This is a genomic window from Ktedonobacteraceae bacterium (genome assembly GCA_035653615.1).
Lineage (GTDB): Bacteria > Chloroflexota > Ktedonobacteria > Ktedonobacterales > Ktedonobacteraceae > DASRBN01.
Window position 1 is genome coordinate 273,010 of sequence record DASRBN010000015.1, and the last position, 14,300, is coordinate 287,309.

Annotated in this window: 11 protein-coding genes; 8 read left to right on the plus strand and 3 right to left on the minus strand. The window is 52.7% G+C overall.

Annotated elements, in window-relative coordinates:
- Nucleotides 1–109 precede the first annotated feature (109 nt).
- The 5 genes from VFA09_08770 to VFA09_08790 all read left to right on the plus strand — a co-directional run bounded on the left by VFA09_08770 (nucleotide 110) and on the right by VFA09_08790 (nucleotide 5,836).
- Entirely contained in the window at nucleotides 110–1,615 is a 1,506-nt protein-coding gene (locus tag VFA09_08770) for a PAS domain S-box protein (GenBank protein HZU67358.1), read from the plus strand.
- Between the two features lie 101 nt (nucleotides 1,616–1,716).
- Nucleotides 1,717–1,998, plus strand: coding sequence for an Asp-tRNA(Asn)/Glu-tRNA(Gln) amidotransferase subunit GatC (gene gatC, locus VFA09_08775; protein HZU67359.1), 282 nt, complete (start codon nucleotides 1,717–1,719; stop codon nucleotides 1,996–1,998).
- 6 nt (nucleotides 1,999–2,004) lie between these two features.
- Nucleotides 2,005–3,414, plus strand: a complete 1,410-nt coding sequence (gatA, locus tag VFA09_08780) for an Asp-tRNA(Asn)/Glu-tRNA(Gln) amidotransferase subunit GatA (protein HZU67360.1) — start codon at nucleotides 2,005–2,007, stop codon at nucleotides 3,412–3,414.
- A complete protein-coding gene (gene gatB, locus VFA09_08785; GenBank protein HZU67361.1) occupies nucleotides 3,411–4,757 on the plus strand; it encodes an Asp-tRNA(Asn)/Glu-tRNA(Gln) amidotransferase subunit GatB in 1,347 nt (448 codons plus the stop codon). The genes gatA and gatB overlap by 4 nt, the downstream gene beginning before the upstream one ends.
- A gap of 83 nt (nucleotides 4,758–4,840) precedes the next feature.
- A complete protein-coding gene (locus VFA09_08790; protein ID HZU67362.1) occupies nucleotides 4,841–5,836 on the plus strand; it encodes a D-alanyl-D-alanine carboxypeptidase family protein in 996 nt (331 codons plus the stop codon).
- A 5-nt stretch (nucleotides 5,837–5,841) separates the two neighbouring features.
- Here VFA09_08790 and VFA09_08795 read toward each other — a convergent pair whose 3' ends face one another.
- Complete coding sequence (locus VFA09_08795; protein ID HZU67363.1) at nucleotides 5,842–7,116, minus strand: alkaline phosphatase family protein; 1,275 nt, start codon at nucleotides 7,114–7,116, stop codon at nucleotides 5,842–5,844.
- A 272-nt stretch (nucleotides 7,117–7,388) separates the two neighbouring features.
- On the opposite strand from VFA09_08795, the gene VFA09_08800 reads away from it, so the two are divergent.
- Nucleotides 7,389–8,465, plus strand: a complete 1,077-nt coding sequence (locus VFA09_08800) for a Glu/Leu/Phe/Val dehydrogenase dimerization domain-containing protein (GenBank protein ID HZU67364.1) — start codon at nucleotides 7,389–7,391, stop codon at nucleotides 8,463–8,465.
- A gap of 16 nt (nucleotides 8,466–8,481) precedes the next feature.
- Nucleotides 8,482–9,150 (plus strand): class I SAM-dependent methyltransferase, encoded by a 669-nt coding sequence (locus VFA09_08805; GenBank protein ID HZU67365.1) that lies wholly within the window; start codon nucleotides 8,482–8,484, stop codon nucleotides 9,148–9,150.
- Here VFA09_08805 and VFA09_08810 read toward each other — a convergent pair.
- The gene (locus tag VFA09_08810; GenBank protein ID HZU67366.1) at nucleotides 9,147–10,307 is read right to left on the minus strand and encodes a hypothetical protein; all 1,161 of its coding nucleotides are present in this window, start codon (nucleotides 10,305–10,307) and stop codon (nucleotides 9,147–9,149) included. The two genes, VFA09_08805 and VFA09_08810, sit on opposite strands and share 4 nt — an antisense overlap.
- A gap of 284 nt (nucleotides 10,308–10,591) precedes the next feature.
- Between VFA09_08810 and VFA09_08815 the strand changes: the two genes are divergently transcribed.
- Nucleotides 10,592–11,521, plus strand: coding sequence for a family 16 glycoside hydrolase (locus tag VFA09_08815; protein ID HZU67367.1), 930 nt, complete (start codon nucleotides 10,592–10,594; stop codon nucleotides 11,519–11,521).
- 260 nt (nucleotides 11,522–11,781) lie between these two features.
- Here VFA09_08815 and VFA09_08820 read toward each other — a convergent pair whose 3' ends face one another.
- On the minus strand, nucleotides 11,782–13,911 hold the full coding sequence (locus VFA09_08820) for an ATP-binding protein (protein ID HZU67368.1): 2,130 nt from the start codon (nucleotides 13,909–13,911) through the stop codon (nucleotides 11,782–11,784).
- Between the last annotated feature and the right edge of the window lie 389 nt (nucleotides 13,912–14,300).

Below are 14,300 nucleotides of genomic sequence, written 5' to 3' on the forward strand. Positions count from 1 at the left end.
GCATGACCCGCTTGCTTCTCAAAAGGGAATGCAAACAGGCACTGCAAATTCGAATAACATGCAAGCGTGGAACGAAAATAGCCCTTCTGAAGGTGAGCATCGATTTCCTGTGCCAATAGAAAACAGTTCTGAGGCCGAAGACGCCCGCCACAGGCTCGCTGCTATCGTTGTTTCATCCTTCGACGCTATCATTAGCAAAACGCTTGACGGGATTATCACCAGCTGGAATGCCTCTGCCGAGAGAATGTATGGCTACAGCGCCGCAGAGGTAATTGGCAAATCCATTACCGTGATTTTTCCCCCTGATAGACAGGATGAGTTTTTCCAGATTATGGAGCGCATCAAAAGAGGGGAGCGCGTCGAACCCTATGAGACGAAACGGGTGCGAAAAGATGGAACCATGCTCGATGTCTCCATCACCATTTCACCTGTCAGGGACCGGACAGGCAAGATTACCGGCGCTTCGACCATCGCGCGAGACATCAGCGAGCAAAAACGCCTGCAGGCCGAATTATGGCAGGCCAAACAGCAGCTTGAGGTGATTTTCCAGCATGTTGCCGATGGTATCACAGTACAGGACACGCGTGGTAGCATCATTTTTGCCAATGACACGGGCGCGCGGCGCTGTGGGTTTTCCTCCGCGCAAGAGATGCTTGCGCTCGACAGGCAGGCATTAGAGCTGCATCTCACTCGTTTCCAGATGAAGGATGAACATGATCGCCTTCTCACGCTGGCAGAGCTCCCAGCAGTGAAGGTATGGCAGGGAGACAAATTTGCGGAACAGGTTATTCATTTCCTGGATATGCAGAGTGGCGCCTCTGCCTGGTCTTTAGTCAAGTCAACTCCCATTGTTGATGAACATGGCGCCGTGCAACTGGCCATCAGCATTTTCAGCGATATCACGGAACAAAAAGAGCTTGAGCAACGCAAAGATGCCTTCATCGGCATGGCAAGTCATGAACTGAAAACCCCTCTCACCAGTCTAAAAGGCTTCACCCAACTGCTGAAACGCATGTTTGAAAGGCAGGACATACTTGAGCCACTGCCATATCTTGCGCGCATGGATAGTCAACTGGACCGGCTTACGAAACTGATCAAAGACCTGCTTGACATCTCGAAAATGCAAAAGGATAAACTTCCCCTCAATATTGAAACCTTCGACCTCAACGAGCTGGTGGACCAGACCGTCGAAGTCATGCAGGCAATCATGCGCACGCACCACCTGCGCGTTGAAAGCACCTCACAGCCTGAAGTAGTTGGCGATAAAGACCGTATTGGACAGGTGTTAATTAACCTGCTGACCAACGCCGTGAAGTATTCTCCCGATGCCGATCAGATCATTGTTCGTGTATCAGCAGATCAGGAACAGGCAATCGTCAGCGTGCAGGACTTCGGGAAAGGCATTGCGAGCGTTCATCAACAGAAAATTTTTGATCGCTTCTACCAGATCAGCGATGGCGACGATAAACCCTTTTCGGGACTGGGCATTGGTTTATACATCTCCAGCCAGATCATCAAGCAGCATCATGGGCGGCTCTGGGTAGAGAGCCAGAAAGGGTCAGGCGCTACCTTCTACTTTACGCTCCCACTCAAAAGCCAGAAACAGGACGATTAAGGGTGCAGGCCCTGGGCCAGAAAGCAGCATTATTGACCTGGCGAGAGCATTGTAGTAGGATAGTGAAGCGCAATCATGTCTATTCCCTAAAGGAGAGAAGCTTGGAAATCAACGTAGAACATGTGGCGAAACTTGCGAACCTGCCACTCGATGAAAAACGCCTGGAAATACTCGGCAAACAACTTACCGAAACACTGTTGTATATAGACCGGCTGAATGAAATATCCACCGAAGATGTAGAGCCGACAAGCCAGGTAACCGGCCTTACCAATGTGACGCGAAATGATACCGTATCGGATTCTTTGCCCCAGCAGGCTGCTCTGGAGAACGCGCCCGAAACATACAATGGATACATCGTCGTAAATGCCATCTTTGAGGAATAACTACCTATGAAACTCTATGAACTGACTATCACAGAAGCTCGCAAGGGGCTGCAAGAAAAGAAGTTTTCCTCGCGCGAACTAACAAGCGCCTGCCTTGAGAGAATGAAAGCCATTGAGCCAAAAGTGCATGCATTTGTAACCTTCACTGAAGAACAGGCGCTGGAACAGGCCCAAAAAGCTGATTTCTTGATAGAGAGTGGCGATGTTCGACCTTTGCTCGGCGTCCCCATTTCCATTAAAGATAACTTTTGCACGAACGGAGTAAGAACCACTGCCTCGAGCAATGTGTTAAGGAATTTTGTGCCCCCGTATGACGCGACGGTTGTACGGCGCGTGACAGAGGCGGGCGCGATCAGCCTGGGAAAAACCAATATGGATGCCTTCGCGCACGGTTCTTCAACCGAGGCATCCGATTTCGGCCCTACCCGCAATCCCTGGAACATCGAGCGCTTGCCCGGTGGCTCATCTGGTGGCGCGGCTGCAAGCGTGGCAGCAGATGAGGCGATAGCCGCCGTCGGTTCTGAAACCGCCGGCTCAATTCGGCAACCGGCTGCATGGTGCGGCGTTGTCGGTTTGAAACCAACGTATGGAAGGGTTAGCCGCTACGGGGTAATCGCCATGGCATCATCCCTGGATAGCCCCGGCCCCATCACAAAATCCGTGGAAGACGCCGCGCTGATGCTCGAGGTGTTAGCCGGACACGACCCCATGGATGCCACAACATCGCCCCTGCCACCAAAGGCATATCGCAAACTGCTCAAGGAAAAGCGCGAGAACCTGACTATTGGCATTTCGGATGACTACTTCAACGGCGTCGATCCAGAGATCGTAGCCGCTGTGCAAAAGTCGTTGCAAGAGTTCGAGCGCCTGGGACACAAAGTCAAGAAGATTAAGCTATTCGACCCGCAATACGCCATTGCCGTGTACACGATTCTCCAACGTTCCGAGGTCTCTTCAAACCTGGCGCGTTACGATGGCATACGCTACGGCTTCGGACGCGAAGCATTCGGCGAAGAGGCGCAAAGACGAATTATGCTCGGCACGTACAGCCTGTCGGCAGGCTATTATGACGCGTACTACGCAAAGGCGCAAAAAGTTAGGACGCTGATTGTCGAAGACTTCGCGAAAGCTTTTGAAGAGGTTGATGTGGTCATCGGGCCAACCAGTCCTTCCACAGCATTACCGGTTGGCTCAAGCAAAGACCATCCCATGTTCGGCGAGATTTCTGATGTGCTGGTAGAACCCTCGACCATCGCCGGACTGCCCGGCATCAGCATGTGCTGCGGTTTTTCCAGCGAGCTTCTGCCAATAAGCATGCAAATCATCGGCCCCTACTTTATAGAAGACCTGATCCTCAATCTCGCCTACCAATATGAACAAGTCACCGACTGGAGCAACAGGAAGCCAAATCTATGAGTAACGATATAGCAACAACAGCCTATGAACTCGTTATCGGTCTGGAAGTTCACGTAGAACTGAGCACCGCGTCCAAAATGTTTTGCCGGTGCAGCAGCGATTACTTTGGCCAGGAGCCAAATACGCATACCTGCCCCGTTTGCCTGGGACTTCCTGGAGCGCTGCCGGTGCCCAACGCGAAGGCCATCGAGGGCTGTATTATGATCGGCCTGGCCCTCAATTGCGAGATAGCATTGTTTTCGCAATTCGACAGGAAGCACTACTATTACCCTGACTTGCCCAAGGGCTATCAAATCAGTCAATACCAGCATCCTTTTTGCGCAAAAGGATATATCATGCTCAGCAACGACAAGAAGATTCGCATTCGCAGGGTCCATATGGAAGAAGACACCGGCAAGCTCATGCATCAAGACCTCGATGGCCGCGCAGTCAGCCTGATCGATTTCAACCGCTCAGGCGTCCCACTGGTTGAGATCGTCACCGAGCCTGATTTTGAGAACGCGGAACAGGTCAAAGAATACCTGCAAAAGCTGCAACAAATCATCCGCTACCTTGGCGTAGCCGCTGCTAACCCTGACAAGGGCGAGATGCGCTTCGAGCCAAACATCTCTGTGCGTAAACCAGGTCAAACGAGCTTGCCGGACTACAAAGTAGAGGTCAAAAACATCAACTCGTTCTCTTTCGTGGAGAGGGCCATCAACTACGAACTCAAGCGCCAGAGCAGCATCCTTGAACGTGGAGAGACGCCCATTCAAGAGACCAGAGGCTGGGACGAAAAAAGGCATATCACCCTCGGTCAGCGTACAAAAGAGGAAGCCATGGACTACAGGTACTTCCCCGAACCTGATATCCCGCCTTTCCAATGGCAACCCGAACAGATCGATGCCCTTCGTAAGACGCTACCAGAATTGGCAGACGCGAAAAAGGCGCGCTTTATACAAAGCTACCACATCACAGACTATGATGCGGAACTGCTGACACGAGAAAGAGGCCTCGCCGACTTTTTCGAGGAGACGGTGAAAGTCGGCCAGCAGCAAGGCGTAGAGCCGAAGACCATCGCCAACGTCATCATCAACAAAAAGGTAGACATCGACACCACCGTTCCTGCCGAGTTGATTAAGGACATCGTTGTCTCCAGGAAAATCGAGGCCATCGACGAAACCGCGTTGCAGGCCATCGTCTCAGAGGCCATCACGAGCAATCCAAAGGCGGTCGAGGATTACAAAAAGGGCAAGACGAATGCCGTCATGTTCCTGGTGGGAGCGTGCATGCGCCAGCTCAAAGGAAAAGCCACGCCGGAGCGAGTGAAAGAGCTGCTTGTAGCGCGGCTCGATGCAATGTAGCCGCTTTTCGATGTGACGGGGATTCTTCGCTGCGCTCAGAATCCCCGTCAGGGGCCGTCTCAGATGGGAAACATGGAACGAGTATGACACGTCGTACCCTTGCTTTTATCCTCATCATCATCGCCATCCTGCTCTTGCTGCTGGTGCCGGTGCTTATCCTGACGCCTGTTGGTGAAAATCTATTTGGGGGCAACTCTCAGGCTGCCCTCTATCTGACACCAACCCTCTTGCCCTTTACCCCCACGCCCACCCCAAAACCCACGCCTATCCTTACCGTAACAGGCAAACCGCCCGCGATCACCGCCTCTGAAGCCATCTTAATCGATGCCGATACTGGACATATCCTCGAAGATCTAAACGCCGAACGCCCCGTTCCCATGGCAAGCACAACCAAAATCATGACCGCCCTGGTGGCTTTACGCGCCGGCCACCTGAACCAACTCGTCACCATCCACCAGGACGCCATCAACGAGGTCATATTGAATAATGGCAGCAATGCCCAGCTACGAGTCGGTGACCAGCTTTCCCTGAAAGACCTGCTGTACGCCCTGTTGTTACCATCAGGCGACGACGCCGCCATCGCCATCGCCGACACCGTGGGTGGCACGACCGGCAACTTCGTCAACCTGATGAACCTGTTCGCCTACCGCTTACACCTCTATTCAACCCACTACATCAATCCTGATGGGCTTACCTACTATGACGCTGGCGGTCATCCCCTACCCGGTCACTACACAACCGCCTATGACCTGGTGCGACTGGCCGACTATGCCATGAGCATCCCACTCTTCGCCCAGATTGTCGATACCCAGCACTACACGCTTCCCGCGACCGGCGCGCATCATGCCTATAGCTGGACCAACACGAACCTCTTGCTCAGCACATACTCTGGCGCAACCGGCATCAAGACCGGCTATACCCTTGAAGCCGGAGAGTGCCTGGTTTTTTCGGCGACACGCTCCGGCCACCATCTCATTGGCGTCGTCCTGCACAGTAGCGACGCCACCCATCGTTTCAACGACGCCAAATCACTGCTCAACTGGGGCTTCGGGCTGCCACTGCTGCCACCAGCGCCATAGCATTCCTATAATGAAGGCAGCGACGGATAATAATCGGGATTCTGTGAAAAATCGAATGCCTCGTAGAAATCGCCAATCCGCGCAAGGCCGTCGCGAGGTGGCGCAGCTGGACCGGTTGGCTTGCCATTGGCCGCATCGTTATTCGTCCCCGGCGTCGAGGTATCGAACTGGTGGTTGACACTTGCCAGCGTGGGCAGGCCAAAACGCCGTTCGATAAACTTCAGAATCGAACTATGTTCGTACAACTGCCCTGAAACATAGCCCCGCCTGGCATAGGGCGAAACAACTACCGTTGGCACGCGAATACCCAGGCCATACGCATCGACCTGCGGCGGCGCCACATGATCGAAAAAGCCGCCACCCTCGTCATAGGTAAAGAACAGAGCCGAGCTTTGCCAGGAACTCGATCCGATAAGCGCATTGATGACATCGGCCATTTTATGCTGGCCCATCTGGATATCGGCCGGTGGATGCTCGCTGATAAGCGCCTCAGTAATCAAAAACGAGACTTGCGGCAGCGTACCGTTCGCAAGATCGTTCTGATAATCATCCTCGGTGAACATCAGCCGGGCATCGTTTTGCCATTTTTTGAAATACACGAGGATGTTGAAATCTTCCAGGGATGTGCCGGTACCAAGGCCGAGATTGTAGCACTTCCATGAAATATGATACTGATCGAGCAGATCGGCGATGGTTGGCCAGTCGAAGCTCCCGCGATCCCCATTGTTGGTCGTATTGCCGCCACAGGTGCCGCTCATAAGATAGAAACGGTTGGGATTGGACGGGCCAAGCAATGAACAAAAATAATTGCCACACAGGGTAAACGCATTCGCCAGCGCGTAATAATAAGGGAGATCGGAGCCATCGTAATAGCCGAGCGCGTTAGAGCCATCGGTGGTATAAAAACCATCCATTTTTCCGTTATCCCATTCCTTGTGAATATCCTGCCAGGTATGGGAGTTATCACCGGTAATCGGGAAAAAATTATGATGGGGGGTAACGGTACCACCATTGCCATCCGGCTGCGAATAATTGGCGGGCACGCCAAATCTTCCCGCCCGTGGATAATAGCCGAAATAGTGGTCGAAGGAACGATTTTCCTGGCAGGCAACCAGGACGTGGTCGATGGGATTGACATTGCTGCCCGGCATCGAAGCCGCAACTCTGCTCACTGCCCGGATACCGGCATCGATTGAGAGACCGGCTCCAGCGAGTATGCCGAGATTGCGCAACGCCTTACGGCGTGTCTGGCGCGTATTGAACCACTGTCGCGGATCCATGAATACACATTCTCCTGACTACGAAATGAACAATCAAGGGGCTTTACGTTATCTAAATGAACGCTGGATAGATGGGTATTTCCCTATCTCGCATGGTAGGCGATTTCAAAGAGGAATGTGCGCATTCCTGCAATGTGGTTCCAATGCAAGGAATGGAATGGAAATGGCGACAGGCCTTTGAAAGCCTGCAGCGATACCGCGCTGAAAAGAGGGGAAAGTTATGATATAGTGCTGTTATGAACGGGCTTGATACTACTTAGGAGAGGATTATTTTGCGCAGCTTTATTTTCGAGCTGATGGAACAGCACGACTTCGAAAACATCTTCTTGTGCCAGGAGAAAACGCTTGGACTACAAGCGATTATCGCTATTCATGACACCACCCTGGGTCCTGCCGCCGGTGGAGTGCGTATGAAAGCATACGAGACGGAGGCGGACGCAATCAACGACGCACTACGCCTGGCGCGTGGCATGACCTATAAGTGCGCAGCGGCAGGCGTTCCCTATGGCGGGGGTAAATGTGTGGTGATTGGCGACCCAAAGCGCGATAAGACCGAGGCACGGTTGCGGGCACTTGGTCGCTTCATTCACCGTCTCAATGGGCTCTTCCTGACCGGGCCAGATTCGGGAACCGACCTGGACGATATGGTAGTGATACGCATGGAAACACCGTATGTCGTCACTCTACCAGAATCGTGGGGCGGCCCAGGCGATAGCTCCGCAGCCACCGCATTTGGCCTTGTACAGGGAATGCGAGCATGTCTCAAAGCGGTATACGGCAGCGCCGACCTGCAGGGCCGCAGCGTGGCTCTTCAAGGCGTGGGAGCCGTAGGAAAACATGCCCTCCCGTACCTGATTGAGGCCGGGGCAACAGTTACTATTGCAGATATCGACCAGGAGAGGGTCAGGCAGATGGCAACGGCATACGAGGTCAAAGTTGTTCATCCCGATGAAATTCATGCCCTGCATGTCGATGTCTATTGTCCCTGCGCGCTGGGCGGCACATTAAACGACCGCACATTGCTGGAACTACAATGCAAGATCGTATGCGGCTCGGCCAATAACCAGCTTGCGGAGGATCGACACGGCGATATGTTGCAGGAGCGCGGCATCCTGTACGCGCCCGACTACATCGTCAATGCCGGAGGAGTGCTTTCAGGCCTCGATAGCCTTCGACCCGGCGGTTTTCAGCGCCAGCGCGCCATGGAAAGAGTGGCTCGCATCTACGAGACGATGGAGAAGGTGCTTGCGATTGCCAGAGAACAAAACGTGCCCACGTATCGCGCAGCCGATTTGTTGGCCGAGCAGCATATCGCAATGGTGCGGCAGGTCAAGAGTCTACGAATCTGAAGCAGGAGCTTACTTTATGGATCGCGAACAGTGGCGGCAGCAACGTCGGCTGTGGAACGAAGTACAAATGGATACCATCTATGCCCGGCAATACGATGATCATTGGGGAGGCTACATCAATCCTGCACACCGTCACATGATCGAGCGCCTCCTCGATCTTTGTCAACCAGGAGCGTTTATTCTCGACGCCGCCTGCGGAACGGGCAAATACTGGCCGCTCTTACTGGAGCGTGGATTTTCCGTGCAAGGAACCGACCAGTCCCAGCAGATGCTCAACCGCGCCCACAGCAAATTCCCAGAGGTGCCTGTGCTACATGTTGGCCTGCAAGAGCTGCCATTCGTGGATACGTTTGACGCGGTGATCTGCATGGATGCGATGGAGAATATTTTTCCAGAGGACTGGCCCATCGTCTTAGACAATTTCGCCAGGGCGCTGTATGAAAACGGCCTGCTGTATCTCACGGTCGAGCTAGAGACCGAAGAGGAGTTGCAGATAGCTTACGAAGCCGGTAAGCGCCTGGGATTGCCGCTCCTCTATGGCGAATATGCTCACCACGGTGGATATCATTATTATCCGACCACTGAGCAAGTGCATGACTGGCTTCATGCTGCGCATTTCACAGTAATGGAAGCCATCGAGGGCGATGGATACCGGCATTATCTAACGCGCAAAGAGACTGGCTAACTCACCGTACCTGGCGGCCACATTGTCAGCGTTTGCCGGTATTCCTCCGTAAACCATACCCTGCCGCTACCATCCACCACCAGCCCATCATTGGGATGCGCATTCGTCGCATGGATGGTACGCGCCACCATCTGGCCCGTCGATGGAACGATATAGCCAACGCGCAGACTGAGCGAGTCGGTAAACCAGATATTGCCTTTACTATCGACATAGATTCCTGAAATATGCGTGCCGGTGCAATTGGGCGGAGTCAGGCAGGCGCCCGTATAGGCCACATACGACGTATTCTTTCCCGTGCGCGGGTCGAACTCGCCTATCGCGCCGTTAAATCCCCCGCTGTACCAGATATTTCCCGCACCGTCAGAGGCAATCAGATGCGGTCGAAAGCTGCCAACCCCGTATTCTTTGATCTTGATGGTTCCCGATTGGGTAGGTGTAAAGCTGCCTATCTGGTCTATTCCCGCTGCATTTTCGCAAAACCAGATCGTTCCCTGTGGAGTGATAGTCATGCCATATGGATTGCTGCCCGGCGTAGGAATAGGAGTCTCTACCACCTGGTGTGTATTCGTGTTCAGAAAACCGATATCGTTCGAGCTAAATTCCGTGAACCAGAGATTTCCTCGCGCATCGAAAACCAGGTCAAACGGCGAACTGCCTTTCTTTAACGACCATTGATTCCAGCTCCCGCTTTGCGGACTAAATTCGCCTATCGCATCGCTGGTAGGCTCAGTAAACCAGACATTGCCAGCGCCATCCACTTTTAGAAAGAGTGGACCGGTGTAGCCGGCAGGTTCGTTGAAATCTTGAATGAAGTTGCCATCGGAGAAGGCATACTGGCCGAGAACTCCCTGCGATCTGGTAGGGCACTTCGGTTTTGGCTCGCACCCCGGCTCCGCGACCCAGATAAATCCATGCGCAGGGTCAAGCACAATTCCCCACGGCAATAACGTTGTCCGGGCCTGATTTGACACCATTGATAGCGCTCGTTGCGTGGAAAATGGCGCCTCTTCCGAGCGCGGAACGCTATCATGTTGTGTTTGCGCTACCTGCTGCGGTGCAGCAGGCGTAAATGCCGCCCGGAAGAACCAGAAGGCGCCGGCGCCCGCAATAACGATAAGCACTACCAGCGCAAGGCTGGTCAACATTCTCCTATTCATGATAAGCAGCTATTCTCTCTTATCCGGCTAAAACGGTTCCATTTAATACAAGGAAATATTTCCTACTCTGCTACAATATTGCTCCTCCGCTATTATACTTCATCTTATAAGGATTCTTCGCTGCGCTCAGAATGACATGCCCACTCATGTCATTCTGAGCGCAGCGAAGAATCCTACCAGATAGTAATGGGCGTTGGACGCAACTCTACCAAAAGCTATAAGATGTAACGTATAAACATACGAAAATATATCTTGATCTATTGCTGAGATTTGAGGAATCCTTCATGTCGGTATCAAAACAAAAAGCATTTTTACGCCTCTGCCCCCGTTGCAAAGCCCCATTAGCGCCGGGTAGTGCTGCCTGCTTCAGTTGTGGTTACCGATTCGCCCCTACACCATCCAATAGTACTATGCAACCACCTTCTCCAGTACCTCCATCCTATCGCAAAAGACAGGAACCATCGCCTTTACAAAAGCGAGCGCCCTTGCTCTATTTTCTTAGCGTTTTTCTGGTGATTATTCTTTTTACCCTTGTAGCACTGCACGCGGCAGGCATATCACCTTCAACACTTTTTGCGAAGCAAACCGCGCCGGTTCAGGCAGTAACCTATCCTGCGCCAAAAGTGCCGCCCCTTTTTTCAGACAACTTTACCAGCGATACATACGGATGGAACCTGCAAAGTTCTCCCGGCAACTACGCCGTCACCCTGGGCAATGGCGCGCTGGCCTTGCAAATAGACAAGAATAAGTTGCTCTGGGAGCTATTGCCCGGCCAGAGGTCTTTCAGCAATTTTACGCTGACGGTGAACGCAATTCTTTCGCAGGGCGACCAGAACAACGGGTATGGAGTCTATATTCGCGGTTCCTCAAGTGCGGAGAGCGACCTTGCGAGCTACTATCGCTTCGAACTGTATGGTGATGGCTCGTATGCAATATTCAAGGGTGCGACGGACGCAAGCGGCCACTCGAGCGATACAAAACTCGTGGATTACACGCTCCATCCCGCCATTCAAAAGCAAGGCAAGGTCAATCACATCATGATTATCGCGAAAGGTCCCAACCTATCATTTATCGTGAACGGCCAGCTTGTAAAGACCATCACCGATCATAGCTATACAAGCGGGTCTGTTGCCCTCTTCGTTTCAAATCTGCCTGAGGCGAAGCCAGGCGCTACCGCGCAGTTTTCGAATCTGAACATTTATCCGGCGCAATAGTTCGCCCTGGCCTGTCCTCAGATGTACATTCACTAATTTTTTCCGGTCCTCACGTTTACAGTACAGAAACTTTCCTTCTTTTTGATCTGCCTGTCATTCCCACCAATCCTTCGTCGTCAAGGCTGGCCGGAGATACCTATGACTCCACCTTCTACATGTGGTCTGTAGTCGGTACAGTTGTGATCGGCCTTGGGACTATTGTGTTAGTTATCACCGCTATTATCTTCGCACCCCGGTAGCAGATGGGTTCGCGCCCGCACTTATGTCACTACCGCTGTTGTGTTAAGAAGCGTCAAGGTAAACCAGAAGGTCGCTCCTCCCCCTGGAACGCTCTCCACCCCAACCTGCCCACCATGAGCTTCAACAATGTAGCGGCAAATGGCCAGACCTAATCCCAGGCCAACCTCGGAGCCACTTTGAGTTTCGATCCCCGGCACCTGGTAGTACCGCTCCCATACCCGTTGCTGCTCCGGTAGCGAGAGACCTGGTCCCTGGTCGCGCACCAGCAATCGCACCGCCTGGTCTTCTTGCTGGAGCCTTACTTCTATCATCTGACCAACTGGAGTATATTTGAGGGCATTGGACAGGTAGTTGTTGACCACCTGCCGGATGCGATCAGCATCAGCCAGCACATGCATTGGATACTCCGGCAGCGAGAGTACAAAGCGCTGCCCGGAGGTCAGTTGCTCTTGCTCTTCCACAACAGCACGTATCAATGCGCTCAATTCACAGCGATCGAACTGGAACTGGAGCGTATGAGATTCAATACGAGCGATATCAAGTAAATCATTCGCTAAGCGGGTTAAGCGGTGAATATGTTGCTGCGTGCGCTGAAGGATTTGTTGAATCGCCTGTTGCTCCTTTGCTACTTCCGAGCCTGAAAGTGTGAGGCGAGACAGGTATTTGAGCGCTAACTGCACATTGCCCAGAATACTGGTCAAGGGCGTCTTGATCTCATGACCGGCGATACTAATGAAGTCGTCTTTGAGCCGATTGAGGAGTTCGAGTTGCCGGCTCGCTTGCTTCTGCTCTTCCAGGCGAACCTGCAGCTCGTGTGTGATGGTATGAAGTTCCTGATTATCCATTGCTGCCTCACTGCTCGTGATTTCGAGTTCTTCATTGGTCGCCTGCAGTTCCTCATTGGCTTCCTGCAACAGCTCATGAACCCGTTCCGCGTCCTCAAGCGTTTGCTGAAAGAACGCCATCTGGCTTTCGAGCTGTTCATTCACCTGGTGCAATGTTTCTTGTAGGGGTTCCAATTTCTCAGTAGAGGAATCTCTTGATCGCGAAGCAAGCTTCGTGCTCTCGGAAGTGGGATAGCCAAGCGAAAGCTGCCTGGCATCACTGATCAAAATAGCTACGAGGGATGGCTCAGTTTCTGCGGCACGCAGGTGGGCAAATTGAAGTGTGAGCGGAGGTCTCTGCACAAAAGCATCTTGCGCCTGCGCGCGCAGGGAGAGCTTCAGCGGCACATGTTGTTCAAAAACAGACACAAGTGCCAGGCGCAACAACGCCTCCGATAGGCCGGAGATTGTCTTGCTGAAATCCTGCCCAACCACTTCTCCGGGGACACCCAGCAGCTCAGCGGCAACGCTATCCAGGTACATGATACGATATGCCCGGTTCACCAGCACCATGCCTACTCCATCAAATTGCCACGGGAAAGGCCTCACTCCTTCTGAGACGACCTGCTCTTGAGGTGACGAAAGATGCTCTGCGGCAACAGCCATGTCCATTCCCTTAAGCGCCGGAATCGACTGCTGGGGTCTATTGGAGGCAGCGAGAGGATGTACTGCGCGGCAGCGATACAGATTCCATCGCGGATCTAGCAGCTCATATACATGTGGATGTGGCTGCACAGATGCACCGGGGCCAAGCAATAGCAGGCCACCGCCGGTCAGGGAGGTCGCAAAACGACCGAGTACCACCTGCTGCACCGGCAGGGTCAACGAATCGAGGTCATGCAGGGCAATCAGCAAGTGCAGGTGAGATAACGGGGAATGGTTGAGCAGATCATGCCTGCCAAAGATCACCAGGTGGCGTACCACACCGGTCAGAGCAAAGGAGTACGGCTGATCGCTATTTCCTGCATCCACGCGCTCAAAGAACTGTTGCTGATAGTTGAGCGGAAGGTGGGCGAGGCTTTGTTCGGAAAAGGTGAAATGGCGTGCCTCTGCTACCATCTTCTCCTGGCTGTAGGTAGCAAAAATCTTGATGCTCCAACTGACTGCATCCGGCCCCAAATGATCAGCTAAAAGCAAAGCCAGAAGATACGGTGCTTCTGCCGGGGTCTGCTCCACCATCCAGATGCGCACGACGCGTCCTTGCCAGCAGTGTTGCAACACCTGCGGGACGAGTTGCTCTCTCAAATATTCCAGGACACCATCCATTGAAGCCTCTCCTGGTCAATGATTCGAAAAGACCTGTGATCGACTGTTGCACCCATTGTTTTCGAGGGAACTTATATTCCCACCTCCGTGTGTAATACGAATAACTGGTGGAGAAAGCCTCAACTTGACTCTCGTCCGACTATTCCATAGTTCTAAAGAGCTGAAGCTATGCAAGAGCGCTCAACTGGGTATGTCAGATAGGCCATTGTAATCTTATTGCTACATAAGGAATTGTAGGAATGCTTATTTCTTCAATGCCTGCTCTTCCCAGGCCCTATGACTGGACGACCGATCCAACATCTCTTGCCTGTGTCACTTTACATTCAAGCAGTTATCGATTATACTTGTGAAGGTGAGCAATATAGGTGGAGTTCGAGTGCCTTCTATTC

Bases quoted from the DNA above. Each gene is read 5' to 3' on its own strand.
- VFA09_08815 (HZU67367.1), top strand. From the start codon at position 10,592: ATGTCGGTATCAAAACAAAAAGCATTTTTACGCCTCTGCCCCCGTTGC.
- gatB (HZU67361.1), top strand. From the start codon at position 3,411: ATGAGTAACGATATAGCAACAACAGCCTATGAACTCGTTATCGGTCTG.
- VFA09_08810 (HZU67366.1), bottom strand. From the start codon at position 10,307: ATGAATAGGAGAATGTTGACCAGCCTTGCGCTGGTAGTGCTTATCGTT.
- gatA (HZU67360.1), top strand. From the start codon at position 2,005: ATGAAACTCTATGAACTGACTATCACAGAAGCTCGCAAGGGGCTGCAA.
- VFA09_08795 (HZU67363.1), bottom strand. From the start codon at position 7,116: ATGGATCCGCGACAGTGGTTCAATACGCGCCAGACACGCCGTAAGGCG.
- VFA09_08820 (HZU67368.1), bottom strand. From the start codon at position 13,911: ATGGATGGTGTCCTGGAATATTTGAGAGAGCAACTCGTCCCGCAGGTG.
- VFA09_08805 (HZU67365.1), top strand. From the start codon at position 8,482: ATGGATCGCGAACAGTGGCGGCAGCAACGTCGGCTGTGGAACGAAGTA.
- VFA09_08790 (HZU67362.1), top strand. From the start codon at position 4,841: ATGACACGTCGTACCCTTGCTTTTATCCTCATCATCATCGCCATCCTG.